Annotated in this window: 18 protein-coding genes; 9 read left to right on the plus strand and 9 right to left on the minus strand. The window is 75.6% G+C overall.

Translation table 11 applies throughout. The features are described from left to right. Nucleotides 1-20: 20 nt before the first annotated feature. A complete protein-coding gene (locus tag ACGFX4_RS09875; RefSeq protein WP_393071487.1) occupies nucleotides 21-512 on the plus strand; it encodes a nucleotidyltransferase domain-containing protein in 492 nt (163 codons plus the stop codon). A gap of 277 nt (nucleotides 513-789) precedes the next feature. On the opposite strand, the gene ACGFX4_RS09880 is transcribed toward ACGFX4_RS09875, so the two are convergent. Continuing rightward, nucleotides 790-1,908 carry a glycosyltransferase family 4 protein gene (locus ACGFX4_RS09880; protein ID WP_393071488.1) on the minus strand — a complete coding sequence of 373 codons (1,119 nt, stop codon included), beginning with the start codon at nucleotides 1,906-1,908 and terminating at the stop codon, nucleotides 790-792. A gap of 130 nt (nucleotides 1,909-2,038) precedes the next feature. On the opposite strand from ACGFX4_RS09880, the gene ACGFX4_RS09885 reads away from it, so the two are divergent. The 5 genes from ACGFX4_RS09885 (at nucleotide 2,039) to ACGFX4_RS09905 (ending at nucleotide 9,184) form a co-directional block, all read left to right on the plus strand. Continuing rightward, nucleotides 2,039-2,410: an STAS domain-containing protein gene (locus ACGFX4_RS09885; RefSeq protein ID WP_393071489.1), complete on the plus strand. Its 372-nt coding sequence runs from the start codon at nucleotides 2,039-2,041 to the stop codon at nucleotides 2,408-2,410. Next, nucleotides 2,407-2,889: an ATP-binding protein gene (locus tag ACGFX4_RS09890; protein WP_393071490.1), complete on the plus strand. Its 483-nt coding sequence runs from the start codon at nucleotides 2,407-2,409 to the stop codon at nucleotides 2,887-2,889. The genes ACGFX4_RS09885 and ACGFX4_RS09890 overlap by 4 nt, the downstream gene beginning before the upstream one ends. Before the next feature lie 146 nt (nucleotides 2,890-3,035). Continuing rightward, nucleotides 3,036-6,653 carry a HAMP domain-containing protein gene (locus ACGFX4_RS09895; protein ID WP_393071491.1) on the plus strand — a complete coding sequence of 1,206 codons (3,618 nt, stop codon included), beginning with the start codon at nucleotides 3,036-3,038 and terminating at the stop codon, nucleotides 6,651-6,653. Between the two features lie 14 nt (nucleotides 6,654-6,667). Next, on the plus strand, nucleotides 6,668-8,995 hold the full coding sequence (locus tag ACGFX4_RS09900; RefSeq protein ID WP_393071492.1) for a SpoIIE family protein phosphatase: 2,328 nt from the start codon (nucleotides 6,668-6,670) through the stop codon (nucleotides 8,993-8,995). A 33-nt stretch (nucleotides 8,996-9,028) separates the two neighbouring features. Beyond that, complete coding sequence (locus ACGFX4_RS09905) at nucleotides 9,029-9,184, plus strand: hydrophobic protein (RefSeq protein WP_393071493.1); 156 nt, start codon at nucleotides 9,029-9,031, stop codon at nucleotides 9,182-9,184. A gap of 43 nt (nucleotides 9,185-9,227) precedes the next feature. On the opposite strand, the gene ACGFX4_RS09910 is transcribed toward ACGFX4_RS09905, so the two are convergent. From ACGFX4_RS09910 to ACGFX4_RS09925, 4 genes are read right to left on the minus strand one after another with little or no spacing between them, the layout of a single operon-like run. Further along, nucleotides 9,228-10,892: an allophanate hydrolase gene (locus ACGFX4_RS09910; RefSeq protein ID WP_393071494.1), complete on the minus strand. Its 1,665-nt coding sequence runs from the start codon at nucleotides 10,890-10,892 to the stop codon at nucleotides 9,228-9,230. Beyond that, nucleotides 10,889-14,485 (minus strand): urea carboxylase, encoded by a 3,597-nt coding sequence (gene uca, locus ACGFX4_RS09915; protein WP_393071495.1) that lies wholly within the window; start codon nucleotides 14,483-14,485, stop codon nucleotides 10,889-10,891. The genes ACGFX4_RS09910 and uca overlap by 4 nt, the downstream gene beginning before the upstream one ends. Beyond that, complete coding sequence (locus tag ACGFX4_RS09920) at nucleotides 14,482-15,150, minus strand: urea amidolyase associated protein UAAP2 (protein ID WP_393071496.1); 669 nt, start codon at nucleotides 15,148-15,150, stop codon at nucleotides 14,482-14,484. The genes uca and ACGFX4_RS09920 overlap by 4 nt, the downstream gene beginning before the upstream one ends. Further along, the gene (locus ACGFX4_RS09925) at nucleotides 15,147-15,950 is read right to left on the minus strand and encodes an urea amidolyase associated protein UAAP1 (RefSeq protein ID WP_393071497.1); all 804 of its coding nucleotides are present in this window, start codon (nucleotides 15,948-15,950) and stop codon (nucleotides 15,147-15,149) included. The genes ACGFX4_RS09920 and ACGFX4_RS09925 overlap by 4 nt, the downstream gene beginning before the upstream one ends. A gap of 145 nt (nucleotides 15,951-16,095) precedes the next feature. Between ACGFX4_RS09925 and ACGFX4_RS09930 the strand changes: the two genes are divergently transcribed. Continuing rightward, nucleotides 16,096-16,797 (plus strand): TetR/AcrR family transcriptional regulator, encoded by a 702-nt coding sequence (locus tag ACGFX4_RS09930; RefSeq protein WP_393071498.1) that lies wholly within the window; start codon nucleotides 16,096-16,098, stop codon nucleotides 16,795-16,797. An 82-nt stretch (nucleotides 16,798-16,879) separates the two neighbouring features. On the opposite strand, the gene ACGFX4_RS09935 is transcribed toward ACGFX4_RS09930, so the two are convergent. The 4 genes from ACGFX4_RS09935 to ACGFX4_RS09950 form a co-directional block, all read right to left on the minus strand. Then, entirely contained in the window at nucleotides 16,880-18,391 is a 1,512-nt protein-coding gene (locus tag ACGFX4_RS09935) for an amino acid permease (RefSeq protein ID WP_393071499.1), read from the minus strand. A gap of 190 nt (nucleotides 18,392-18,581) precedes the next feature. Further along, on the minus strand, nucleotides 18,582-19,250 hold the full coding sequence (locus ACGFX4_RS09940) for an NAD(P)H-binding protein (RefSeq protein WP_393071500.1): 669 nt from the start codon (nucleotides 19,248-19,250) through the stop codon (nucleotides 18,582-18,584). Nucleotides 19,251-19,519: 269 nt separating this feature from the next. Next, nucleotides 19,520-20,761: an RNA polymerase sigma factor gene (locus ACGFX4_RS09945; protein ID WP_393071501.1), complete on the minus strand. Its 1,242-nt coding sequence runs from the start codon at nucleotides 20,759-20,761 to the stop codon at nucleotides 19,520-19,522. 117 nt (nucleotides 20,762-20,878) lie between these two features. Next, nucleotides 20,879-21,253 (minus strand): YciI family protein, encoded by a 375-nt coding sequence (locus ACGFX4_RS09950; RefSeq protein WP_345701471.1) that lies wholly within the window; start codon nucleotides 21,251-21,253, stop codon nucleotides 20,879-20,881. Between the two features lie 251 nt (nucleotides 21,254-21,504). Here ACGFX4_RS09950 and ACGFX4_RS09955 point away from each other — a divergent pair, with 251 nt between their 5' ends. Then, nucleotides 21,505-22,452: a serine protease gene (locus ACGFX4_RS09955; RefSeq protein ID WP_393071502.1), complete on the plus strand. Its 948-nt coding sequence runs from the start codon at nucleotides 21,505-21,507 to the stop codon at nucleotides 22,450-22,452. Between the two features lie 63 nt (nucleotides 22,453-22,515). Next, on the plus strand, nucleotides 22,516-22,863 hold the full coding sequence (locus ACGFX4_RS09960) for a S26 family signal peptidase (protein WP_393071503.1): 348 nt from the start codon (nucleotides 22,516-22,518) through the stop codon (nucleotides 22,861-22,863). Nucleotides 22,864-22,873 lie beyond the last annotated feature (10 nt).

Raw genomic sequence — 22,873 nt, forward strand, 5'->3', positions numbered from 1 at the left:
CGGACCGTAGGCTCCGCCCCGTGACCGGTGACGAGGTACTGGAGATCCTGGACGTGCTCCGCGAGGCGGGCGCGGAGGTCTGGATCGGCGGGGGCTGGGGCATCGACGCGCTGCTGGGCGAGCAGACCCGGCCGCACGCGGACCTGGACCTGATGCACCGCCAGGAGCAGGAACCCGCCGTCCTCGCCGCGCTCGCGGCGGCAGGCTTCCGCGAGACGCTCGACTGGCGGCCCGTCCGCTTCGTCCTCTCCCACGCGGACGGGCGGGAGATCGACCTGCACCCGCTGGCCTTCGCCGCCGACGGCAGCGCGACGCAGGAGTCCCTGGAGGCGGGGCGGCCGTTCCGGTACCCGGCGGCGTGCTTCGTCGGCGGGACGATCGGGGGCCGGGCGGTGCCGTGCCTGTCGGCCGAGCAGCAGGTGTACTTCCACCGGGGATACGAGCCGAGGGACCGCGACCTGCACGACATGGCACGGCTGCGCGAGGCGTTCGGGATCACGACGCACTTCTGAGGCGCGACCGGGCGGCATGCCGACAGCGTGGGGGCGGTGGATCGGAGACCGGCTCCGCCGGGGTGCGCGCGGCGGATGCTTCGCCGCGGCACCGGGGCGCGGGCTCCGGTCGCGCGGCCGGGGCGTCGAGGGTGGCGGGCCAGGGGGCCGGCTTCGCCCCGACGGCCGCGACCGCCGCGCCGAGGCGGCGACGGATGCTCGGCTGCGGGTCCGGCCGGCTGCTGGCGTTGCGGGCCGGGGTGGTGGGCGCGGTGTGTCCAGGGGCCGCGGTCGGGGTTCAGGCGACGGGGTGGACGGCCGGATAGAGGGTGTCGAGGTGTTCGGCGGCCAGCGGCCAGGTGTGGAGGGCGCGGGCGCGGTCGGCGCCGGCGATGCCGAGGGCCTGGGCGAAGGCCGGGTCGGCGAGCAGGTCGCGGACCGTACCGGCGAGCAGGGCGGGGCGGCCGGGCGGGACCAGCAGGCCGGTGACGCCGTCCACGACGAGCTCGCCCACCGGGCCGTTCTCGACCGCGACCACCGGCACCGCGCAGGCCATCGCCTCCAGCACCGCCGCGCCGCCGGCCGCCCGGGAGGGCACCGCGACCAGGACGTCGGCCGCCGCGAGCAGCCCGGGGACCTTGCGGTGCGCGGTCTCCGGGAGGCGCCGCAGCTGCCCCCGGGAGGCGGTCCGCGGCCCGCCCGCGACGGTGAGCAGCACGCCGGGCAGCCGGCGCAGCGCGGCGGAGAGCAGCGGTACGGCCTCGGGGGAGCGCCCGCCGTCCAGGTTGAGCAGGTGCGGCGGACCGCCGTTGCCGAGCAGGGCGGCCGGGGCGAAGCGCGAGGTGTCGACCGGCAGCGGCACGACCGCGACCCGGTGGTAGGCCGCGCCGAGGCGGCGCAGCAGGGCGGCCTCCCAGCGGGTGCGGGCCAGCAGCAGGTCGGCCTCGCGGGCGAGCAGGCCGCGCAGCAGGCGGAGCCGCGTCGCGGAGTCGGGGTCGCGGTCGGGCGTGCCGGGCAGGTCGGTGGCGCGCTCCACGACCACAGGCAGGTCGGGGATGCGCCGGGCGGCGGACAGCGCGGCCAGTGCCGCGTCGGGGCCGCAGGCGTGGACGACGGCGGGCGGGTCGGGGTGCCAGCAGGCGGCGAGCGCGTCCGCCCAGGCGGGGGTGGAGCGCAGCACGGCGCCGGTCCCGACGGCATCGGGGCGGCCGGCGTACAGCGCGGTCACCGGCACGTGCGGCAGCGGCAGGTCGGCGACCCGGTCGGCGGTGCGTTCGGCGAGCCGGGCGGGGGACGCCCGGGTGGCCAGCTCGACCCGGTGTCCGCGTCCGGTGAGCGCCTGGGCGAGCGCGGCGAGGCGGTCCGGGGCCTGGCCCTCGGCCGGTCCGGGTTCGCCCGCCACGATCGCGATCCGCACCGGCAGCTCCGCTCCGTTGGGTCGGGCACGCCCCCTGTCCATCGTCTGCCACACCGCGTGCGGGTGAAACCGGTCGCGGTCGCGGCCTATCGTGGGGTGGAGCGTCGCCGTCCCCCGGGAGGAGCGTGCGATGGACGTGCCCCGTCCCGAACTCGCCGTGACCGTTCAGGTCCACCCGCGGGTCACCGTGGTCCGCCCCGAGGGCGAACTGGACCACGACACGGTCGGCCCGCTGCGCGAGGCCCTGGACGCGGCACTCGCGGACGGCGCCCGCCGCGTGGTGGTCGACTGCTCGGGCCTCGCGTTCTGCGACTCGACCGGCCTGAACCTGCTGCTGCGCACCCGCCTCGCCGTCCAGGGCCGGGGCGGTGCGGTGGAGCTCGCCGCGCCGGGCCCGGTGGTCGCCCGGATCCTCCAGGTGACCGGCGCCGACGAGCTGTTCACCGTCCACCCGGGGCTGGCCGAGGCGCTGGCCGCCGACGGCGAGGGCGAGGGCGAGTGACGGGCGAGGCCGTGGACGGCACCGGGACGGCTCCCGAGGACGGGACGGGCGCCGGCGGGGAGCGCCGGCGGTTGCTGCTGGCCGGACGGCAGGGCGCGGTGGCGCGGAGCCGGGCCTTCACCCGGGAGGTGCTGGAGGAGTGGGGCTGGCTGCCCGCCGGAGCACCCGACGGGCAGGCGGCGGAACCGGGCCGGTGGCTGGCGGGCGAGGACGTCCTGCTGATGACCAGCGAGCTGGTGACCAACGCCTGCCTGCACGCCGAGGGCCCGTACGAGCTGGAGCTGCGCCGCAGCGGGCCGGTGCTGCGGGTGGAGGTGGTGGACCGCACCGAGCGGCCGCCGGTGCTGCGGACCGGTCCGGCGGCGGCGCCCGGCGGGCACGGGCTGCGGGTGGTGGACCGGCTGGCGGTGGCGTGGGGCAGCGAGGCCAGGGGTGCGGGCAAGGCGGTGTGGCTGGAGACGGTCCGCCCGGTCCGGTGACAATCTCCGTTCGGCCGGAATCGGGTGCGGAACTGCGGACCCGGCCGGGTAGGCGGACAGTGGGAGGACGGGTGTCCGCCCGGTGGGCCGCCGATCCGGCCCCGGGCCGGTACCCCTTCCGACACCGAGGGCAACCGGGGTGTTCCGTGGACGAGCCTGCCGACACCGAGAAGCCGCCCGTCGAGGGCGGGCCCGCCGAAGCCGTCCCCGAGGACGGCCTGCGGCAGCTGCTCGCCGGGCTGACCGCCGTCCGGGACGGCGATTTCGGCCTGCGCCTGCCGCCCGGCCCCGGCCTGCTGGGGGAGACCGCCGCGGTCTTCAACGACATGGCGGACCGGCTCTCGCGGGTCAACGAGGAGGTCACCCGGGTGGCCCGGGAGGTCGGCACCGAGGGCCGGCTCGGCGGGCAGGCGAAGGTCCCGCAGGCGGTCGGCGCGTGGCGGGAGCTGACCGACTCGGTGAACGCCATGGCGGGCAACCTGACCACCCAGGTGCGCAACATCGCGCAGGTCGCGACCGCGGTGGCCCGCGGCGACCTCACGCAGAAGATCGAGGTGGACGCGCGCGGTGAGATCCTGGCGCTGAAGTCCACCCTGAACACCATGGTCGACCAGCTGTCCTCGTTCGCCGCCGAGGTGACCCGGGTCGCCCGAGAGGTCGGCACCGAGGGCAACCTGGGCGGGCAGGCCGCCGTCCAGGGCGTGTCCGGGACGTGGAAGGATCTCACCGAGAACGTCAACGTGATGGCCGACAACCTGACCGGCCAGGTCCGCTCGATCTCCCAGGTCGCGACCGCGGTGGCCCGCGGCGACCTCTCGCAGCGGATCACCGTGGAGGCCAAGGGCGAGGTCGCCGCGCTCGCCGGGGCGCTCAACGCCATGGTCGACACGCTCTCGGTGTTCGCGGACGAGGTGACCCGGGTGGCCCGCGAGGTCGGCACCGAGGGCATCCTCGGCGGCCAGGCCCGGGTGCGCGGAGTGGCGGGCACCTGGAAGGACCTCACCGAGAACGTCAACTTCATGGCGCACAACCTGACCAGCCAGGTCCGCAACATCGCCCAGGTCACCACGGCGGTCGCCAACGGCGACCTGACCCGCAAGATCGACGTGGACGCGCGGGGCGAGATCCTGGAGCTGAAGACCACCATCAACACGATGGTCGACCAGCTGTCCTCGTTCGCCGCCGAGGTGACCCGCGTCGCCCGCGAGGTCGGCAGCGAGGGGCGCCTGGGCGGCCAGGCCGAGGTGGAGGGCGTCTCCGGCACCTGGAAGCGCCTCACCGAGAACGTCAACGAACTCGCGGGCAACCTGACCCGCCAGGTCCGCGCCATCGCCGAGGTCACCAGCGCCGTCGCCGAGGGCGACCTGACCCGCTCGATCACCGTGGACGCCTCCGGCGAGGTCGCCGACCTCAAGGACAACATCAACGCCATGGTCGGCTCGCTGCGCGACACCACCACCGCCAACCAGGAACAGGACTGGCTGAAGACCAACCTGGCCCGGCTCACCGTGCTCATCCAGGGCCACCGCGAACTCGCCGCCGTCGCCGAACTGATCACCGACGAGCTGTGCCCGCTGCTCGGCGCCCAGTACGGCGCGTTCTACCTCGCGGAGGAGACCTCGGCCGGCACCGAACTGGTCCCGATGAGCAGCTACGGCGGCGGGCCCGGCGGACGGCGGTTCCGCCTCGGCGAAGCCCTGGTCGGGCAGGCCGCCCGCAGCCACCGCACCCTCGCGGTCACCGAACTCCCGGAAGGCTACGCCGAGATCGGATCCGGACTGGGCGCCGCGGCCCCCCGCGAGCTGATCGTGCAGCCGATCGTCGTCGAGGACCAGCTGCTCGGCGTCCTGGAGATCGCCACCCTGCACCGGTTCGGACCGCTGCACCGCGACTTCCTCGACCGCTTCGCCCGCGACCTCGGCACCAACCTCTCCACCCTGCTGGCCAACGCCCGGACCGACGAACTGCTGGAGGAGTCCCAGCGCCTCACCGCCGAACTCCAGGCCCGCAGCGAACAGTTGCAGTCCGGCCAGAGTGAACTTCGCCGCTCCAACGCCGAACTCGCCGAGAAGGCCGAGCAACTCGCCCGGCAGAACCGGGACATCGAGGCGAAGAACCTGGAGATCGAGCAGGCACGGCTCGAACTGGAGGAACGGGCGCGGCAGCTCACCACCACCTCCATGTACAAGTCCGAGTTCCTCGCCAACATGAGCCACGAGCTGCGCACCCCGCTCAACAGCCTGCTCATCCTCGCCCAACTGCTCGCCCAGAACCCCAACGGCAACCTGACCCCGAAACAGGTCGAGTACGCCGAGGTGATCCGCTCCGCCGGATCCGACCTGCTGCAGCTGATCAACGACATCCTCGACCTCTCCAAGGTCGAGGCCGGCAAGATGGACGTCAACGTCGAAGCGTTCGCGCTGCGCGAGCTGCTGGAGTACGTCGAGAACACCTTCGGCCCGCTCGCCGGGCAGAAGAACCTCGAGTTCGAGGTCGTCACCGCGCACGGCGTGCCCGAGGAACTGCTCACCGACCAGGCCCGGCTGCGGCAGATCCTGCGCAACCTGCTCTCCAACGCCGTCAAGTTCACCGACCGGGGCGCCGTCCGGCTGTCGATCGAACCGGCCGGCGACGACCTGCCCGAGGACCTGCGACGCGGCGGCGCCGTCGCGTTCCGGATCCGCGACACCGGCATCGGCATCGCCGAACAGCACCTGGAGAGCATCTTCGGCGCCTTCCAGCAGGCCGACGGCACCACCGGACGCCGCTACGGCGGCACCGGCCTCGGACTGTCCATCAGCCGCGAACTCGCCCACCTGCTCGGCGGCACCATCACCGCCGAATCGGTCGCCGGCGAAGGCAGTTGCTTCACCCTGGTGCTGCCCGTCGGCGGACGGGCCGAGGCGCCGGCCGCCGTCCCCGCGCCGGTCGGACCGCACCACGTCCTCGTCGTCGAGGCCGACCCGCCCGGACTGCTCACCCTGCTCGCCCGCAGCGGCACCGCCGGACGCGAACCCGCCGTCGAGGTCGGCGCCGTCGGCGAACCCGACGCCGCACCCGCCGTGCTCGGCGAGGCGGCGTACCGGTGCGTGGTCGTCGACCTGTCCCTGCCCGGCGACGCGGTGCGGCGGCTGCTCGACACCGTCAGCGGCGTCGCCGTCCTCGGCTACGCGGGCGGACTCGCCGACCTGGCGCAGTACGGCGCCGACGAACGGATCCAGGTCGTCTCCGGACTGGACGAGCTGCGCGAGCGGATCGTCCGCGTCCTCGACGCGCGCGCACTCGACGACCGCGACGACACCGCCCGGGACGGCGAGGGCACAGGCGAGGGCGCGGGGGAGCGGACCGAGCGGAGCGGTACGGAGCCGGCGCCGCGACGCCCCGCCTCGGTGCTCGACGGGCGGACGGTGCTCGTGGTCGACGACGACGCGCGGAACGTCTTCGCCATCACCGGCGTCCTGGAACCGCTCGGTGCCCGCGTCCTGCACGCCGCCAACGGGCGCGAAGGCCTGGTCCGGCTCCGCGAACACCCCGACGTCGGACTGATCCTGATGGACATCATGATGCCCGAACTCGACGGCTACGCGGCGATGGCCGCGATCCGCGAGATGGCCCAGTACTCCGCCATCCCGATCATCGCCGTCACCGCGAAGGCCATGCCCGGCGACCGGGCCAAGAGCCTCGCCGCCGGCGCCAACGACCACATCACCAAGCCGGTGGACGCCGACTACCTGATCGGCCGGATCCGCCACTGGCTGAGCTGACCGGGCCGCACGCCATGGCGAACACGGAACGGTCCGCGGAGGAACGGGAGCTGGCGATCCGGCTGCGCCGGGCCCAGCGCGAGGCCGACCGGCTGCGCGGACGGCTGGCGACCCGCGCGCTCACCGCCCTCGCGGTGGGAGCCCTCGCCGAACGCCTGCACTGCTCACCCGCCGACGCCGACCGCCAACTCGCCCACCTCGCCCAACGCGCCGGCATGTCCGTCCCCGCCCTCGCCGCCGACCTGGTCGCCGCCCTGGCCGCCGAACCCCCGGTCGACCCGGCACCCCCGCCCGGCGGCTGGAGCGCGGCGCAGGCGCCGGACGGCGGCGGCGGTGATGCTGCCCGTCCGGGCGCCGCAGGCCCGACGGAGCCGGAGATGGAACGGGACGCGGCGCTCGCGGTGCGGGTGGTGCACGACCAGGCCGGGGTGATGCTCGGGACGACGGCCGTGGTGCTGTGGGTGGTCGAGGAGAGCGGTGCGGTGCGGCCGATGGCGGCGAGCGGGCTGCGGGCGGCCGAGCTGGCGGGGTGGGAGCGGGTGCCGCCCGGGGTCGACACGCCCGCGCAGCGGGTGGTGGGCGCGGCGGGCGGCAGGTACGGCCCGGTCGGGCCGGCCGCGGCGACGCCCGGGCGGGACGGTGCACCGTACCGGCTGGCGCTGCCGGTCCGCCGGGACGGCCGGACCGTCGGCGTCCTCGAACTCGCGTGGCCCGAGCAACCCGCCGACCCGACCGCCGCGGAGCTGCGCCGCCTGCGGGCCCTGACCGAGGTCTGCGCGCTGGTGCTGTCCGGCGAGCCCGAGCCGCCACCGGCCGGCACGCCGTACGGCGACCTGGTGGAGGCGGTGCTGGACCCGGCCGTCCTGCTGGAGCCGTTGCACGACGCGGAGGGCGAGGTGGCGGACTTCCGTGTGCTGCGGTTCAACGGCCGCTTCAGCGACCCGGGCGGACGCCCGCCGGACGAGCTGGAGGGCCGCACCCTGCTCGACGTGTACCCGCTGGCGGGCACCGAGGCCGTGCTCGACCTGCTGCGGCGCAGCTGGAGCACCGGCCGGGCCACGGTCCGCGCCGACCTGCGGGTGACCTTCCTGACCGGCGGCGCCTTCCCCACCCCGACCACCGTCGAGTTGGCCGCCGCCCCGGTCGGCGGACAGCTGCTGCTGAGCTGGCGCCTGCCGGAGGAGCAGGACCGGCAGGCGGCGCTGCTCGCCAACGCCCAGCGCCTGGCGAGGACCGGCGGGTTCGAGGAGGACCTGGACAGCGGCGAGACCCACTGGAACGAGCGCCTGTACGAGATCCACGGCATGCCGGCGGGCAGTTCGCCGATGCCGCTGGCGGCGCTGCCGGCGCACGTCCACCCGGACGACGTGTCGGCGGTCCGCCGGGTGCTGTCGGCGGTCCTCGCCCAGCGGCGGTCCGCGTCGGCGGTGTTCCGGCTGGTCCGCCCGGACGGCCCGGCCCGGTACACCCGGCTGGTCGCCGAGCCCGTCACCGACGACACCGGCCGGGTCCGTGCGGTCCGCGGCGCCTACCAGGACGTCTCCGCCCAGCACCGGACCGAGCTCGCGCTGGCCGCGACCCGCGAGCGCCTCGCCGACAGCGAGCAGGAGTCGGCCGACCGGCACCGGCTGGCACTGCGGCTGCAGCAGGCGATCATGCCGCGGGTGCTGCCGCCGCTGGACCGGGCCGGGCTGCGGGCCGCCGCCCGCTACCGCCCGGCCGCCCGCGAGGAGCGGGTCGGCGGCGACTGGTACGACGCCGTGCTGCTGCCCGACGACCAGGTGCTGCTGGTGGTCGGCGACATGGCGGGCCACGGCGTGGAGGCCGCGACCGGCATGGTGGCGCTGCGCAACGCGCTGCGCGGACTCGCCGTCACCGGCGCCCCGCCGGGGCCGCTGCTGGGCTGGCTCAACCGGGCCGCGCTGGAGCTCGGCGACGCCGCCACCGCCACCGCGGTCTGCGCCCGGTACGACCCGCGGCGGCGCGAGCTGCACTGGGCCCGGGCCGGCCACCTGCCGCCGGTACTGATCCGCGAGGGCGCCGCCGAGCCGCTGGCCATGCCGCACGGGGTGCTGCTGGGCGCCGACCCGCACGCCGCGTACGAGGAGCGCGTGGAGCGGATGGAGCCGGGCGACATCCTGCTGTTGTACACCGACGGGCTGGTCGAGCAGCGCGAGCGCGCGGTCGAGGAGCCGCTGCGCGAGCTGGCCGCGCACCTGGCCGCGCCCGCCGACGACCTGGACGTGCTGCTCGACCGGGCGCTGGCCCGCAGCCCGGCGGACACCGCCGACGACACCTGTCTGATCGCGATCCAGGTGCTGGACCCGGTTTCGGAGCCGTGATCCGGGCATACGCGTGGTCTGGAGGTGACGGCGATGGTCGCGATGCTGCTGGTGTTGCTGCTGGTCCTGATCCTGTTCGGCGCCGGGTTCGCGCTGAAGGCACTGTGGTGGATCGCGTTGGTGGTCCTGGTGCTGTGGATCATAGGTTTCTTCGCGCGCGGTACGAGCGGGCGCTGGTACGGCAGGTGAACCCGAGGCGGCACCCGGCCGGTGGGCCGGGTGCCGTCCCCTGTCAGCTTTCGGCGAGGTGGCGGCGCCAGGACGCGTGGTGGCTGATGTCGGCCGCGTCCGCGAGGGCGGCGGGTTCGCACAGGAACCCGGTCGCCGAGCTGCCGTCGGCGAGACGGACCGGGCCGAGCGCCATCGGCTGCGGGAGGGCGGCGAGCAGGGCGCCGAGGCCGGCGGCGGGCAGGCGCCACAGTTCGACCTCGACGGCGACCCCCGTGCTGGGCGCCACCCGTTCCAGGCCCGGCTTGGGCGGCACGGTGGCCAGGGCGTGCAGCCGGTAGTCCGGCGCGGTGCGGGTGGTGGCCTCCAAAGTGCCCCCGAGGGCGCGGAGTTGCGGGTTGAGCGGCTGGCCCGTCAGGTGGGCGCCGGCCACCGCGAGGCGCAGCGGCGGCTCGGTGAGCTGCCGGGCGATCGCCGCGAGCCGGTCCTCGGTGCGGGCCGGTCCGAGCAGCATCACGCCGAACGGCAGCCCGGCCACCGTGCCCGCCGGGACGGCGAGGGCACACAGCCCCAGCAGGTTGGCCGAGTTGGTGAAGCGGCCGAGCCGGGTGTTGACCCCGACCGGGTCGGCGGCGACCTCGGCGAGCGTCGGGTGGCCGGTGGTGGTGGGCAGCAGCAGGGCGTCGGCGTCGCCGAGTTCGGCGAGGGCGAGCTCGCGCAGCCGGGCGAGCTCCGCCTGGTCCCGGAACAGCCGGTGGGCGGGCAGTTCGGCCGCGGCGGTGATGATCCGGTGCACCGTCGGGTCGAGGTCGGCGCCGCCGCGGGCGACGAACTCGCCGACCGCGGCGTAGCGTTCGGCGACGAAGGCGCCCTCGTACAGCATCGCCGCGGCGGCGCTGAACGGCGCGAGGTCGAGGGGGCGCAGCTCGGAGCCGCCCGCCAGCCGGTCGGCCGCCGCCTCGAAGGCCTCGGCCCAGCCGGGGTCGAGTGCGCCGAGTCGGCCGGTCGGCGGGACGGCGACCCGCCACGGCCCGGGCCGGCGCGGTGGCGCCGACGCGTCGACCGGGTCGGCGAGCACCGCGTACGCGGCCATGGCCCGGTCGACGGTGGCGGCGAACACCGAGACGCAGTCCAGCGTGCGGCAGGCGGGCACGACGCCCTCGGTGCTGATCGCGCCGACGGTCGGCTTCAGTCCGACGATGCCGTTGAGCGCCGCGGGCACCCGTCCGGACCCGGCCGTGTCGGTGCCGAGCGCGAGGTCGGCGATGCCCAGCGCCACGGCGACGGCCGAGCCGGAGCTGGACCCGCCGGAGATCCGCTCCGGATCCACCGCCCCGCGCACCGCACCGTACGGGCTGCGGGTGCCGACCAGGCCGGTGGCGAACTGGTCGAGGTTGGTGGTGCCGAGGACGACCGCGCCGGCCGCCCGCAGCCGGGCCACCGCCGGGGCGTCCGCGGCGGGCCGGTGGGCGAAGGACGGGCAGCCCGCCGTGGTGGGCAGGCCGGCCACGTCGATGTTGCCCTTGACCGCGACCAGCAGCCCGGCCAGCGGCAGGAACGCGCCCGCCGCCCGCCGGCGGTCGACCTCGGCGGCCTCGGCCGCCACCTCGGCCTCGGGCCGCAGGTCGATCCAGACCTCGGGCCGGTCGACGGCCTCGATCCGGCGGTACGCGGCCCGGACCCGGTCGGCGGCCGAGCCGGAGTACGGCCGGGCCGCGGCGGCGGTCATCGGGCGGCCGCCAGCACGGCGAGCGCGGTGCCGGCCTCGACCTGGTCCCCGGCCCGGACCAGCAGCTCGCGGACCACCCCGTCCTGCGCCGCGGTCACCGGCGACTCCATCTTCATCGCTTCGACGGCCATCAACTGCTGTCCCTTCCTGACCTGTTGGCCCACCACCACGTCGACCTTCCAGACGCAGGCGGTGAACTCCGACTCCACCAGGCTGCCACCCGCCGGGACGGCGACCTCGCGGCGCGGCGGCGGCGCGGTGGACTCGGCGCTCAGCGCCCGGTCGAACTCCCCGGCCTCCTCCCAGGCCCGCCGCTCGGCGGCGAACGCCTCGGCCTGGACGGAGCGGAACTCCGCGATCGGCCCGGCGTGCTCGGCCAGGAAGGCCAGATGGTCGGCGAGCGCGAACTCGCCCTCCTCGATCCTCGGCCGGAACCGGCCCGCCGCCATGTCGGCCCGCAGCTCCAGCAACTCCTCGGCGGAGACCGGGTACCAGCGGATCCGGTCGAAGAAGCGCAGCAGCCACGGCGCGCCCGGCTCGAACGGGCCGCGCTGCTGCCAGCCGGACCACATCTGGACCGTCCGGCCGACGAACTGGTAGCCGCCCGGCCCCTCCATGCCGTACACGCACAGGTACGCGCCGCCGATGCCGACCGAGTTCTCCGCCGTCCAGGTGCGGGCCGGGTTGTACTTGGTGGTGACCAGCCGGTGCCGCGGGTCGAGCGGGGTGGCGACCGGCGCGCCGAGGTACACGTCGCCCAGGCCGAGCACCAGGTACTCGGCGTCGAACACGGTGCGGTACACCTCGTCCACCGAGGCGAGGCCGTTGATCCGGCGGATGAACTCGATGTTCCACGGGCACCACGGCGCGTCGTCGCGCACGCCCGCCATGTACCGCTCGATCGCCTCCCGGGTCGCCGGGTCGTCCCAGGACAGCGGCAGGTGGACCGTCCGGCTGGGCACCCGCAGCCGGTCGGTGGCGGGCAGCTCCCGCTCGATCCGCCGGGCCAGCACCAGCAGTTCGCCGACCGGCAGCCGGTCCGGGTCGACGTGGACCTGCAGCGAGCGGATCCCCGGCGTCAGGTCGACCACGCCCGGCAGGCGCTCGGCGGCCAGCCGCTCGGCCAGCGCGTGGATCCGCATCCGCAGCGCCAGGTCGAGCTGCATCGGCCCGTACTCGATCAGCAGGTTGTCGTCGCCGCTGCGCCGGTAGGTCACCGAGGGGCGGTCGGCGCTCTCCGGCAGGCGGTCCAGCACGCCGCCGTCGGTGACCGGCGCCCGGTCGGCCACCGGCTCGGCGGCCGGGGCACGGCGCAGCCCCGCCGCGGCCTGCTCGCCGACCGGGACGAAGCGGACCCGGTCGCCGGGCCGCAACTGCCCGAGCTTCCAGCGCTGCCCGGTGACCACGGTGGCCGGGCAGACGAACCCGCCCAGCGACGGCCCGTCCGGGCCGAGCAGCACCGGCATGTCGCCGGTGAAGTCCACCGCGCCGACCGAGTACGGGGTGTCGTGGATGTTGGAGGGGTGCAGGCCCGCCTCGCCGCCGTCCGGGCGGGCCCAGGTGGGCTTCGGGCCGACCAGCCGCACGCCGGTGCGGGCGCTGTTGAAGTGCACGCTCCACTCGGCGGCGTAGAACTGCGCCATGTCCGCCTCGGTGAAGAACTCCGGTGCGGCGTGCGGGCCCTCCACCACCGCCAGCGCCCAGTCCGCGGTGAACGACGGGCGCTCGGCGGGCGGCACCGGACCGGTGCCCGGCGCTTCGCTCGCGCCGTCGCTCGCGCCGTCCGTCCGGGTGTGCAGCACGTCGCCGGCGCGCAGCGCCCGTCCGCCGTGGCCGCCGAACTGCCCGAGGGTGAAGGTCGACGCGCTGCCGAGGAAGTCCGGGACGTCCAGGCCGCCCGCCACCAGCAGGTAGCTGCGCAGGCCCGGCCCGGGCGGCGCGCCGACGTCCAGCACCGCGCCGGCCGGGACCAGCACCGGCTCCCACTGCGGGACGGGCAGCCCGTCCACGGTGACCGGAGCGGGCGCGCCGGTCACGCAGACGCGGGTGGCCGCGGTGAACCGCAGCGCCGGGCCCTGCAGGGTGCACTCCAGGCCCGGCGCGCCCTCCGGATTGCCGAGCGCCCGGTTGCCGAGCCGGAACGACAGGTCGTCCATCGGCCCGCACGGCGGTACGCCGACGTGCCAGTAGCCGGTGCGGCCCGGCCAGTCCTGGACGGTGCTCAGGGTGCCCGCCCGGACCACCTCGATGCGCGGCGTCGGGTCGGCCACCGCCGCCAGCGTCGCGGTGTGGTGGGCGGCGGCCCGCACCTCGGGCACCTCGCCGATCGCGCGCAGCAGGCCGAGGTTGGTCTCGATCCCCGCCACCCGGGTGTCGGCCAGCGCCGCATCCAGCCGGGCCAGCGCGTCGGCGCGGTCCGCGCCGTGCACGATCACCTTGGCCAGCATCGGGTCGTACGCGGTGGTCACCTCGGTGCCGGTCTCCACCCAGGTGTCCACCCGGACGTCCGCCGGGAAGCGGACCTCGGTCAGCCGGCCCGCGCTCGGCCGGTGGCCGCGGCTCGGGTCCTCGGCGTACACCCGGGCCTCCACCGCGTGCCCGCGCGGCGGCCCGACCTCGCGCACCACCTCGCGCTCGCCCCGGGCGAGGCGCAGCATCCACTCCACCAGGTCCACCCCGTGCACCGCCTCGGTGACCGGATGCTCCACCTGCAGACGGGTGTTGACCTCCAGGAAGTACGCCTGCTCGCGCTCGGCGTCGTACACGTACTCCACCGTGCCCGCCGAGCGGTAGTCCACCGAGGCGCACAACGCGGCGGCCGAGGAGGCGAGTTCGCGCCGCACCCGGTCCGGCAGGCCGGGCGCCGGGGCCTCCTCCAGCACCTTCTGGTTGCGGCGCTGCAGCGAGCAGTCCCGGTCGCCGAGCGTCACCACCCGGCCCGCGCCGTCGCCGAACACCTGCACCTCGACGTGCCGGGCCCGCTCCACCAGCCGCTCCAGGAACACGCCCGCCGTCGCGAAGCTCGCCGCCGCGACCCGCTGCACCCGCTCCCAGGCGTCCGCCAGCTCCGCGGCCGAGCGGCAGGCCTGCATGCCGATGCCGCCACCGCCGCCGGTGGCCTTCAGCATCACCGGGTACCCGATCCCCTCCGCAGCCGCCAGCGCCTCGTCCAACCCCGCCAGCAGGCCGGTGCCGGGCAGCAGCGGCACCCCGGCCGCCTCGGCCGCCGCACGGGCCGTGTGCTTGGCGCCGAAGACGTCGAGCTGCTCGGGCGTCGGCCCGACGAAGGCCAGGCCCGCCGCCTCGGCGGTACGGGCGAACGCCGCGTCCTCCGACAGGAAGCCGTACCCCGGGTGCACCGCCCCCGCGCCGGTCTCCCGGGCCGCGGCCAGTACCAGGTCGGTGCGCAGGTAGCTGTCCTTGGCGGCGGCCGGCCCCAGCCGCACCGCTCGGTCGGCGAGCCGCACGTGCGGCGCCGACCGGTCCGGGTCGGAGAAGACCGCGACCGTGCGCAGCCCCAGCGCGCGGGCGGTGCGGACGATCCGGACGGCGATCTCGCCCCGGTTCGCGACCAGCAGGGTGTCGAAGCTCATCGGGATCCCCCCTCGGTCACCGTCATCCGCACCGGCGTCGGGTCGAAGCCGTTGCACGGGTTGTTGATCTGCGGGCAGTTGGAGACCAGGACCAGGACGTCCGTCTCGGCCCGCAGGGCGACCCGCAGGCCGGGGGCGGAGATGCCGTCCACGATGCCGAGCGTGCCGTCCGCCTCGACCGGCACGTTCATGTACCAGTTGATGTTGGACACCAGGTCGCGCTTGCCGAGGCCGTAACGGGCGCCCTCGGCCAGGAAGTTCTCCACACAGGCGTGCTGCTGCCAGGTGTGGTGGCCGTAGCGCAGCGTGTTGGACTCCTTGGAGCACGCGCCGCCCACCGTGTCGTGCCGGCCGCAGTCGTCCGCGACCACCGTCATCAGCGGGGTGTGCTCGTTGGACAGCAGCACGCTGCCGGTGGTCAGGAAGATGCCCTGCTGCGCCTGGAGGGTGTCGGGGGCGCTGTAGCGGACCGCGGTGTCGTGGGCGTCGTACAGCAGGCAGTCGACCGCCTGGTTGCCGCGCAGGTCGGTGATGGTGAGGATCGCCCCGCGCGGGACGACGGCCGACCAGGCCGCGCGGGCCGGGACAGTCTCGTCCAGCAGCACGCCGGGCGCGGCGGGGACGGCGGGTGCGGTGGCGGTCGCGGTGGCGGGTGCGGTGGTCATCGGGCCCCCAGGGTGCGGGTGTTGAGGAAGGCTCGGGTGCGCTCCGGGGTGGCGGCGGCCAGCGGGTCGTCCGTGGCCGTCGGGACGCCGGGGACGGCGCGCAGGTGCAGCGGCGTGCAGTGGAACTCCGGCCGCGGGTCCAGCGGGTGGGCGGTGTTGGCGAGCAGGACGGTCAGCGGCTGCTCGGCGCGCAGCACCACCTCGGCGCCCGGTCCGGCCGAGCCGGTCGAGCGGAGCGAGCCGTCCGCCTCCACCCGGATCCCGTGGAAGAAGGAGACGCTCGGCGGCAGGTCGCGCGGCGTCAGCCCCTGCTTCGCGGCCGCCAGCTTGAACAGCTCCCGGCCGGCCGGCGACTCGCCCTGCGGCGTACCGTCGCCGTAGCGCGCGGCGTTGCGGGCCGCCGTCGAGGTGCCCGCCAGCGTGTCGTGGCGGCCCGAGGAGTCGGCGACCACGGTGGCCAGCACCCGGCCCTGGTCCGACAGCAGCAGGCTGCCGGCGCCCAGGTACGCGTTCCACTGCACCTTCGCCGTGTCGGCGGTGTTCAACCGCTCCCACGGGCGGCCGGTCACGAACAGCAGCAGGTGTGCGCAGGCGTCGCCGTCCCGGTCGGTCAGGGCCAGCTCCGCGCCGGCCGGGACCGACAGGTGCGCGTAACCGCCGCCCGCCACCGTCTCCTCCCACAGCACGCCCTCCGGCGGCGGGAGGAGCGGCATGCAGTCGACGACGGTGCCGGCCTGTGATCGGGCGTGCGCACGGGCCGCACCGGTGGTGGCGGTACCGGCGCCAGGAGTTTCTGTCATGCGACAGAAATTAGGAGCGGGTGGAGTCGCCGTCATTGCCCGTGTGTGGCAGCCGAGTTACCGTCACCTCACCGCCGGGTCCGGGCAGCCGTGAGGCCGATCGGCGACCGCCGGCCCGGATCGGGAGGTGTGCGAAGATCGAGGAATGCCCGTCGACAACCCCCGCCGGAGCGGCGCCGGACGCGTCGGCCGCCCCCGCGCCCAGGCCAGGCCGGACAGCGAGCTGACCCCCCGGGAAGAGGTCCTGGCCGCCGCCGCCGAACTCTTCACCCGCGACGGCTACGCGGCCACCACCACCCGCGCCGTCGCCGAGAAGGCCGGCATGCGGCAGGCCAGCCTCTACCACTGGTTCGCCGGCAAGGAGGACCTCCTCGCCACCCTGCTGGAATCCACCGTCGAACCCTCGCTCGGCTACGCCGCCGACCTGCTCGCCGCCGTGGAGACCGACCCCGCCGCCCGCCTCTGGGCCCTCGCCGCGTACGACGCCGCCCTGCTCCACCGGGGCCTGTACAACCTCGGCGCGCTCTACCAGCTCCCCGAAGTGCGCGGCGAGCGCTTCGAGGGCTTCCGCCGCGCCCGCGCCGAACTCAAGGCCGCCTACGGCGAACTGCTCCTCCTGCTCACCCCGGGCGAGGGCGAGCAGGAGCTGCGCACCGACCTGCTGTTCGGCCTGGTCGAGGGCGGCGTCGCGGTCGCCCGCGAACGCGCCGACCGGGACGCGGACCGCGTCGCCGGGGCCGTCGCCGCCGCGGCCCTGCGCTTCGCGGGCGTCCCCGCCGACGCCGCCGCCCCCGCGGCGCGTGCGGGCGCCGCGCTCCTCGCTGCGACCCGCCCGGCCGCCGACTGACCGCCCCGGGCGGGGGCGGGCGTGCGAACGCCGTCCCCCTCGGGTCGGCGGGGGACGGCGTTCGGGGCCTGCACGGCAGTGCTCAGCGGCGGCGGGTGGTGGCCAGCCGGTAGGCCGCGCCCAGCAGCAGGGCGGCGGCGACGGTGAGCACGGTGAACCAGCGCAGGTACCAGTGCCCGCCGGTCGGGTCGTAGACCTCCGCGCGCGGCCAGGCCAGGTTCACCGTCATCGCCGCGCCGTACAGCAGGGCGAGGGCGTTGACCGGCAGTCCCCAGCGCCCCAGCGAGAAGAGCGGCCGGCCGCGTTCGTCGACCGCGGGGGCGTCGGCCGGGCCGAGCGGGAGCCCGCGCAGACGGCGGACCAGCGCGGCGCCGACCACCAGCGAGTACGCGGTGTAGACGAGCGCGATGCAGGTGGTCTCCAGCGCCAGGAAGGCGTTCGGGGCAGCCAGGTTCACCAGCAGGAAGCCGACCGCCAGCACGCCGACGGCGACCGCCGCGGCGGACGGCATGCCGGTGCGCGGCGAGACCGCGGCGAGCCGGCGGGAGCCGGGCAGGACGCCGTCGCGGGCCATCGAGAACAGCATCCGGGCGCCGGCGGTCTGCATGGCCAGGGTGCCGACGCAGATCGCGACCGCCACGTCCGCCAGCAGCACCCGGCCCAGCCCGTCGCCGAGCGTGCTGGTGAGCACGTACGACAGGCCGTCGGTGGCGAGCCGGCCGTCGGTGAGGCTGGGGGCGGCGAGCAGTCCGCCGAGCAGCAGCAGTCCGCCGCCCGCGCCGGCGGCGATCAGCGCGGTGAGGATGGTGCGGGGCGCGGTGCGCCGCGGGTCGACAGTCTCCTCGGAGAGCTCGCCCGCGCTGTCGAAGCCGATCAGGACGTAGGCGGCGGTGAACGAGCCGACCAGGAAGGCGCCGAGGTACCCGCCGCCGCTGTGGCCGGTGTGCAGGACGACGGTCGGGGTGCGCTCGGCGTGGGTGAGCAGCAGGACCACGATCAGGGCGATGCCGGCGAGTTCGGCGGTCACGCCGATGCCGTTGACGACCGACAGCACCCGGTTGTCGAGGGCGTTGACCAGGGTGGTGAGGGCGATCAGCGCGCCGCCCAGCAGGACGGCGTTGGCCGCACCGGTCGGGGTGTCCAACGCGGATTCGCCGCCGAGCAGTTGGAAACCCGACCAGAGGGAGGGCAGGACCACCTGCAGGGCGAGCGCCGCCGCCGTCACCACGACGATCTGGCCGAGCACCATCAGCACCCCGGTGAACCAGCCGTAGCCGGCGCTGCCCAGTCGCGACGCCCACTGGTAGATGGCGCCCGAGATCGGATAGCGGGCGGCGAGCTCGGCGAAGCAGGCGGCGACCAGCAGTTGGCCGCCGAGCACCAGCGGCCAGCTCCAGAAGAACGCGGGCCCGGCGAACCCGTACCCGAACGCGAACAGCTGGAACACCGTGGTGAGCACCGAGATGAACGAGAAGCCCGCCGCGAAGGAGGCGAACCGGCCCATGGTGCGGTGCAGTTGCTGGGGGTACGGCTCCGCGGGCCGCGGCGGGCGGCCGCCGGTCGGACGGGGAGCGGGGGGAGCGCTGGTGGTCATCGGGGCACCGGCCTTCCACGACGGGAGACGACGGGGGCGACACTTTCTGTCGACCGACAGAAATAGGGGATCGCCGATTCCCCCGCATTGCCCGACTGTTGCCGCCCGATTGCCTTCTGCTCACCCCGCGTTCGCGGAACCTGCGAGCCCGTGCCCGTGCCCGCGCCCGTGCCCGTGCCCTACGGCGGGGTCAGGACCAGGCGCCGCCGCCGGCCGCCAGGTGGGCCGCCGCGTCGGCCACCGGCGTGTCGCCGTCGGTGAGTTCGACGATCACCCGGCGCAGCGCCGGCTGGTGCAGGGCGGCCGCGATGAACGCGGCGACGTTCTCCCGCTGCACGTCCCCGTACTCGACCGCCAGCCCGGCGTTGACCCGGCCGGTGCCGCCGCCGTCGCGGAGCGTGCCGGGACGCACGATCAGCCAGTCCAGGTCGGTGCCGGAGAGGTACACGTCCGCGGTCTTCTTCACCCGCATGTAGTGCTCGAAGCCCTCGTTGGTCTCCCGGTCCCGGCCCGCGTCCGGGAAGACCGACACCAGGACGAAGGTGCTCACCCCGGCCCGGGCGGCGGCGTCCGCGGCCTTCTCCAGCCCCCGGCCGTCGATCAGCGTGGTCTGGTCGGGCCCGGTGCCGTGCGCGCCCGCCGAGAACACCACCGCGTCGTGCCCGGCCAGCTTGGCGGCCAGCTCGTCCACCGTCTCGGCGACCAGGTCACCGACCACCGGGGTGGCGCCGGTCTCCCGGACCGCGTCGACCTGACCGGGCGCCCGGTACATCCCCGACACCGTGTCGCCGCCCGCCGTGAGCAGCCGCGCGAGCGGGCGTCCGACGCCACCGGCGGCACCGATCTGGAACACCTTCACGGTCACACTCCTTCTCCCGAGTCGTGCACCCCACCCTGCCACTGGTGACACCCCGCCACCGGCGACCCGCCGCGCCCGGCGCGTCGTGCCCCGGCGCGCCGGCCGTCACGACACGGACGGCCTCGACGGCAGAGACGGCAGAGACGGCAGAGACGGCAGAGATGACGGGGAATGCTTCGGCGGGTGCTGTGGCTGCGCCGGCTGTGACGGCGGGTCGGGCCGCGACGGGCGCCGTGGCTGCGCCGGCTGGGAGGGTCGCGACGGCTGCGCTACGGCCGCGGGGGTGTCAGCCGGGCCGCCCGGTCGAGCAGGAGCGCACGCTCCCGCGCGTTGCCCGCCAGCGCCGCCGCCCGTTCGAACTCCGCGCGGGCCTCCGCCGGGCGTCCGAGCCGCTCCAGCAGGTCGCCCCGGACGCTCGGCAGCAGGTGGTACCCGCGCAGGGCGGGGGCCTGCGCCAGCTCGTCCACCAGCGTCAGCCCCGCCTCGGGCCCCTCCGCCATGGACACCGCGACGGCCCGGTTCAGCTCCACCACCGGCGAGGGCGTGAGGACGGCGAGCCGGCCGTAGAGCGCGGCGATCCGGGTCCAGTCGGTGTCCTCGTACCGGGCCGCCGTCGCGTGGCACCCGGCGATGGCCGCCTGCACGGCGTACGGTCCGCTGCCCGCCCGGCCCAGCGCCGCGACCCCGCGGCGGATCAGCAGCCGGTCCCAGCGGGCCCGGTTCTGGTCGGCGAGCAGCACCGGCTCGCCGTCCGGACCGGTCCGGGTCGCCAGCCGCGAGGCCTGGAACTCCAGCAGCGCCGCCAGGCCGTGCACCTCCGGTTCGTCCGGCGCGAGCCCGGTCAGCACCCGGGCCAGGCGCAGCGCGTCCTCGCACAGAGCCGGCCGGAGCAGGTCGTCGCCGGCGGTCGCCGCGTACCCCTCGTTGAAGATCAGGTAGATCACTTCGAGCACCGAGGACAGCCGGGCCGCCCGGTCCGCCCCGTACGGCACCTCGAAGGGCACCTTGGCGGTGGCGATGGTCCGCTTCGCCCGGACGATCCGCTGGGCGACCGTCGGCTCCGGCACCAGGAACGCCCGGGCGATCTCCGCCGTGGTCAGGCCACCGATCAGGCGCAGGGTGAGCGCGATCCGGGCCTCCGCCGACAGCACCGGGTGGCAGGCGGTGAAGACCAGCCGCAGCAGGTCGTCGTCGATGTCGTCCACGTCGGCGGGCTCCGGCGGCGGCACGTCCTCCAACGACCGGCCGACCTCCGCCAGCTTGCGGGCGTACGTCTCCCTGCGGCGCACCAGGTCGACCGCCCGGTGCTTGGCGGTGGTCATCAGCCACGCACCCGGCCGGTCCGGGACGCCGGACCGCGGCCACTGCTCCAGCGCCGCGACCAGCGCGTCCTGCGCGATCTCCTCGGCGATCCCGACGTCCCGCACGATCCGGGTGACGCCGGCGATGATCCGCGCCGACTCGATCCTGAACACCGTCTCGACCGCAACCGCCGCGTCCCGCTCCGTCACGGCCACCCATCAGAGCAGCCGTGAGCGGAGCGGGGCAAACCCGACGCGCCGACGTCGCGCCGACGTCGCGTCAGCCTCGGGTTCGCGTCGGGTTCGCGTCGGCGTCGGCGCGGAAGGTCAGTTGCCGGGCGGGGTCGGCATCTCGTCGATCTGCCGGATCTCGGCGCCCACCTCCCAGCTCTCCGGGTGGGTGGACAGGAAGCGGCGGGTCCACTCCTGCGCCTCCGCCATGTCCTTGCACTGCATGATCGCGTACCCGCCGACCACCTCACGCGTCTCGGTGAACGGACCGTCCGTCAGGCTCACCTTGCCGCCCTGCCAGGACAGCCGGGTACCCTCCGCCGTCGGCTTCAGCCCGTTGGTCTCCAGCATCACGCCCGCCTTGGTGATCTCCTCGAACAGGGCACCCATCCGCTGCTCGAAACCCGGGTCGGACTCGAAATCGGCAGCCGCCTTCTCGTCGATACGGATCAGCGTCATGAATCGGGGCATGGTGTCGCTCCTCGGTCGTCCGGACGGGGCCGTTCCCCGCCTCTCAACCATGCGTCGAACGGAAGACGCCGGGATCGACATCCACGCCGAAGATTTTTCCGAACCCCGTCGACGGGGGCCGCCCATGGGTCCGAACCGGGGTACTTCGCGGCCGATGCGGTGACAGCGGCGACCGACGGACATGCCGGGAGGTGCCCGCCGGGGACAGATGGTGACCGGCGGGTTCGTACCGGCAGCCGTAGGGGTGAGCGATGCGCGGAGTACACGCGGGGCTTCGATGGGCGGCGGTCGTGGCCGCCGTGGCGGGGACGGTCCTACCCGCCCGGCCCGCCGCAGCCATCGAAGGCGGCTGGGACGCCGACGCCGCGCACTACCCGTACCAGGTGGCGGTCGAGTACCGCGGCGCGCACATCTGCGCCGGCAGCGTCCTCGGCCCGTCCAGCGTGCTCGCCCCCGCCCACTGCGCCGACGTGATGTCCACCGCCGCGCTCACCGTCAGCGTGGGCACCGTCCTGCGGAAGGCCGACGGGAGCGACCCCGCGGCGCGCGGCCTGCGCCAGCGGGTTGCCGGCGTCGCCGTCCACCCCGGGTACGACCCCTCCACCCGGGCCGCGGACGTCGCCGTCCTCACCCTGTCCACCCCGCTCGCACTCGGCGACGGCCTCCGGGCGGTCGCCCTCCCCGCGCAGGGCACCGACCCCGCCCCGGGCACGACGGCCACCGTCTCCGGCTGGGGCGCGACCAGCACCCAGACCTCCCGCTCGCCGAAGCTCCGGGCGGCCCGGGTCACCGTCGTCCCGCGCACCGTCTGCGCCGCCGCCCCGGCCGCCGTGGCCGCTACGGCTCCGAGTGCTGTGGCTGCCCCGGTTCCGACCGCCCCGCGTCCGGTCAGCCCGCCCACGGTCGCCCCGCGTCCGGTCGCGGCCCCGGCTGCGCCCACCACCCCGGCTCAGGTCAGCCCGGCTCCGGTCTCCGCGGTCCCGACCGTCGCCGGTGAACTGTGCGCCGTCCCCGAACGCGCCCACCTGCGCCGCGGCGACGACGGCAACCCGCTGATCGCCGGCGACACCCTGCTCGGCATCACCGCCGTCCCCGAACAGCCCGGCGCGGACGGCAACAGCGGCTCCCGCTTCGTCAACATCGGCGCGTACAGCGCCTGGATCCGCACCGCCGCCCGCCTCCCCGCCGCCTCCGGGTGACCCGGTCGACCCCGACCGGAAAACCGTTGGAACCGCAGAGGCAGGCTCCGGCACGATCGTCCGATGGGCGCATTGAACGCAGTCGCAGCACGCGTCGCCGCCGGCGCGACCGTCGAATTCCGACCGACCGGCACGTCGATGGTGCCGCTCATCCGCAGCCGCCAACTCGTCGCCGTCGCCCCGGCCGACCCGACCAGGCTGCGCCCAGGCGACATCGTCCTCGCCAAGGTCGCCGGCACCGTCTACCTGCACCTGGTGTCGTCCGTCGCCCCGGCCCGCAAGCGCGTCCAGATCAGCAACAACCGCGGCCGCGTCAACGGCTGGACCAGCCACGACCGGGTCTACGGCATCTGCCTCGCGGTGGACGGCGTCCCGCGCCCCGGCGCCGCCGACAGGACGCGCACCGGCTGACCCCGAGGCC

The sequence above is a fragment of the Kitasatospora sp. NPDC048365 genome, assembly GCF_043200835.1.
Taxonomy (GTDB): domain Bacteria; phylum Actinomycetota; class Actinomycetes; order Streptomycetales; family Streptomycetaceae; genus Kitasatospora; species Kitasatospora terrestris.

What these genes read in the sequence shown, in the direction of transcription:
- ACGFX4_RS09885 (WP_393071489.1), top strand. Translation starts at nt 2,039, where the DNA reads ATGGACGTGCCCCGTCCCGAACTCGCCGTGACCGTTCAGGTCCACCCG.
- ACGFX4_RS09900 (WP_393071492.1), top strand. Translation starts at nt 6,668, where the DNA reads ATGGCGAACACGGAACGGTCCGCGGAGGAACGGGAGCTGGCGATCCGG.
- ACGFX4_RS09905 (WP_393071493.1), top strand. Translation starts at nt 9,029, where the DNA reads ATGGTCGCGATGCTGCTGGTGTTGCTGCTGGTCCTGATCCTGTTCGGC.
- ACGFX4_RS09910 (WP_393071494.1), bottom strand. Translation starts at nt 10,892, where the DNA reads ATGACCGCCGCCGCGGCCCGGCCGTACTCCGGCTCGGCCGCCGACCGG.
- uca (WP_393071495.1), bottom strand. Translation starts at nt 14,485, where the DNA reads ATGAGCTTCGACACCCTGCTGGTCGCGAACCGGGGCGAGATCGCCGTC.
- ACGFX4_RS09920 (WP_393071496.1), bottom strand. Translation starts at nt 15,150, where the DNA reads ATGACCACCGCACCCGCCACCGCGACCGCCACCGCACCCGCCGTCCCC.
- ACGFX4_RS09925 (WP_393071497.1), bottom strand. Translation starts at nt 15,950, where the DNA reads ATGACAGAAACTCCTGGCGCCGGTACCGCCACCACCGGTGCGGCCCGT.
- ACGFX4_RS09930 (WP_393071498.1), top strand. Translation starts at nt 16,096, where the DNA reads ATGCCCGTCGACAACCCCCGCCGGAGCGGCGCCGGACGCGTCGGCCGC.
- ACGFX4_RS09935 (WP_393071499.1), bottom strand. Translation starts at nt 18,391, where the DNA reads ATGACCACCAGCGCTCCCCCCGCTCCCCGTCCGACCGGCGGCCGCCCG.
- ACGFX4_RS09950 (WP_345701471.1), bottom strand. Translation starts at nt 21,253, where the DNA reads ATGCCCCGATTCATGACGCTGATCCGTATCGACGAGAAGGCGGCTGCC.
- ACGFX4_RS09955 (WP_393071502.1), top strand. Translation starts at nt 21,505, where the DNA reads ATGCGCGGAGTACACGCGGGGCTTCGATGGGCGGCGGTCGTGGCCGCC.
- ACGFX4_RS09960 (WP_393071503.1), top strand. Translation starts at nt 22,516, where the DNA reads ATGGGCGCATTGAACGCAGTCGCAGCACGCGTCGCCGCCGGCGCGACC.